The organism is Oscillibacter sp. CU971 (assembly GCF_905219725.1).
Taxonomy (GTDB): domain Bacteria; phylum Bacillota; class Clostridia; order Oscillospirales; family Oscillospiraceae; genus Oscillibacter.
This window is the reverse complement of record NZ_CAJMXG010000355.1, coordinates 1-2,497: the sequence shown is the minus strand read 5'-3', so window position 1 is coordinate 2,497 and position 2,497 is coordinate 1. Positions and strand designations below refer to the sequence as shown.

Below are 2,497 nucleotides of genomic sequence, written 5' to 3'. Positions count from 1 at the left end.
CCATTACGCCGATGATGGAGGACAGCAGCACCGGACGGGCCATGCGCTTGTATTCCTCCTTGGTAATGACGCCGTCGTCCTTGATTTGGGTGGTATCCAGATTCAGGCGGTCCAGCCGTTTCTCCGCCTTGGACATGATCTCCACCAGGGCGAAAAGGCCAATGAGGCAGACTGCCAGGTCCAAACCCAGGTACAGCCGGGAAATGCCGAAGGTAAAGCGGTCATAGCTGGTCATGGGGTCGGAGCCCACGCAGGAGATAAGCAGTCCCAGGCAGGCGGAAATTAAGCCCTTGATCATGCTCTTGCCCGATACGCCGGCGATGATGGTCAGGCCAAAAACGCAGACCATGAAGTACTCCGCGGTGCCCAGCTGAGCGGCCACCCGGGCCACCTGGGGCCCCAGAAACAGCAGCATCAGGGCGGAGAAGATCCCGCCGAAGGTGGAGGCATACAAGGCAATTTTCAGCGCGGCCTTGGTCCGCCCCTGCTCCGACAGGGGATGCCCGTCCAGCATGGTGGCCGCCGCGTGAGGGGTGCCGGGGGTGTTGATGAGAATGGCGGACACGCTGCCGCCATAGCCCCCGGCGCAGTAGATGCCAAGCAGGAACATCATGCCGGGAATGGCGGTCATGGAGTAGGTGACGGGCAGGAACAAAATCACGCACAGGATGACGCTCAGCCCGGGGATAGCCGCGAAAACCGAGCCGATAAACACGCCGATGTTAATCCACAGGATGTTTTCCAGCGTAAACAAAAGGCCGGTGGCCGGGGCAATGTACTGTAACATGAATCCCCCTCCTTAAAAGTCCACGCCCAAGGCAAAGCGAAAGGCCGCCCAGATGGCTACCGCAATGACCAGGGTAATGACATAGTAGGATTTCTTCCGGCACCGGAAATACAGCAAAAAACCCAGGCAGCAAAATACCGCGCCCACCACAAACAGGCCGGTCCACTTGCTGAGAAAATAGGTGCCCAGCAGAATGCCCAGGATTACCAGCGCCTTGGCCTCCACCTGAATGTTGATGACCTTCCAATTCAAGGGCTGCTTTGTGGCCAGCTTATAGAGCTCCTTGCCAATCAGCATGGCGCAGCACAAAAGCATGACCGTCATCAGCAGGGTGGGAAACGCCCGGCCGTTGACCACGTCCTTCTCGGAAACCGCCACCTGGTCCGGCATGACCAGCAGGATTGCCAGGGCAAAGAGCGCGAACGCCAGGCCGGTAACCAGGTCAATGGGGATGCGGATTTCTTTTTCGTGCAGCTTCCGGCCCCAGGCGTCCATACGGCCGTTAAACTGCTCTACCCATTGCTTCATAGGGGTCCTCCTTTCAAAATTCAGAGAATAAAAAGGGGGAATGGGCGGGACCTCTGCCCTATCCCATTCCCCCGTATGGATCGCTGCGATCAGCCCGCGACGATGTCCTTATATTCGTTGACGATGCTCTTCACGTTTTCCACATGGGCTTCCACGTCCGCAACGGACATGGTATCCACTTCCAGCAGCATGGTGTCCTGGAGCCACTCCACGACCTCCGCGTCCGCCAGAATCTTGCCGTAGAGCTCTTTCAGCTCAGCGACCTTCTTCTCGTCGGTGCCGGCCCGGGCCATGACAAAGCAGCGGTTGCGGAAGTAGGGATAGCCGTGCTGGCCCACGCCCTCTACGCCGGCGAAGGGACCGTTTTCGATATTGCCCTCGTCAAAGGCGCACACAACGGTCACGCCCTTTTGCTGATAGGTCTCCAGAATCTGGGACTGGTGGGAGACGGCGAACTGGGTTTCGCCACGGGACACGGCCTGAGCGGCCTCGGCGGCAGACTGATAGGGGGTCAGCTTCAGCTTATCACCCGCGCCCATGGAACCGAACAAAGCCGCGGCCAGGAACGCCTCGGAGCTGGTNGCGCCGTTGACGGCCACGCTGATTTCCGTTCCCTGCTGGACATAGGCTTCCAGGTCGGCCACGCTGCCGATGTTCAGCTTGGCGTCGGCGGAGAGGACGAAGATGGAGGAATACAGGTTCTCCACAAACACAAAGTCCTCATAGCCGAACTGCATCTTGGCCGGGTCCAGGATGGAGGTGATGGACAGCAGGCCCTCGCCCACGAAGACCAGCTCGGTATCGTTGGCCTTGGTGTCGGCTACCCAGGTGTTTACAGTGGCGGCGTCTCCCTTGATGGCTTCGGCCACCAGGGTGATGGTGTCGGAGTAGCTGGTGGACTTGGTCGCCGCCTGCTGGCTCACCATGGCGGCCACGCCGGAGGGAGCCCAGGGGCAGGTCACTTTCCAGGTTGCGGACTTTTGGCCGCAGCCCGCCAGCAGGGCTGCGCACATGGCGGCAAGCAGTGCAATGCTGAGAATTCTTCTTTTCATAATCTCGCTCCTTTTCTGTTATGCATCAGATGAGGTCCAGGTCATTTTCCAACATCTGTATATTGAAAATGTAGCATAAAGTCACGCTTGATTCAACAGCTTTTAAAAGAAAAGAAACAAAGTTGTCTGG

3 protein-coding genes are annotated in these 2,497 nt (G+C 58.4%); all 3 read right to left on the bottom strand.

The window, feature by feature from the left end; genetic code table 11:
- The coding region (locus JX325_RS15255) for a tripartite tricarboxylate transporter permease (protein WP_204791916.1) at positions 1-787 on the bottom strand (787 nt) is incomplete at its 3' end.
- Positions 788-799: 12 nt separating this feature from the next.
- On the bottom strand, positions 800-1,315 hold the full coding sequence (locus JX325_RS15250; protein ID WP_204791915.1) for a tripartite tricarboxylate transporter TctB family protein: 516 nt from the start codon (positions 1,313-1,315) through the stop codon (positions 800-802).
- Between the two features lie 89 nt (positions 1,316-1,404).
- Positions 1,405-2,367: a tripartite tricarboxylate transporter substrate-binding protein gene (locus JX325_RS15245; RefSeq protein WP_204791914.1), complete on the bottom strand. Its 963-nt coding sequence runs from the start codon at positions 2,365-2,367 to the stop codon at positions 1,405-1,407.
- Between the last annotated feature and the right edge of the window lie 130 nt (positions 2,368-2,497).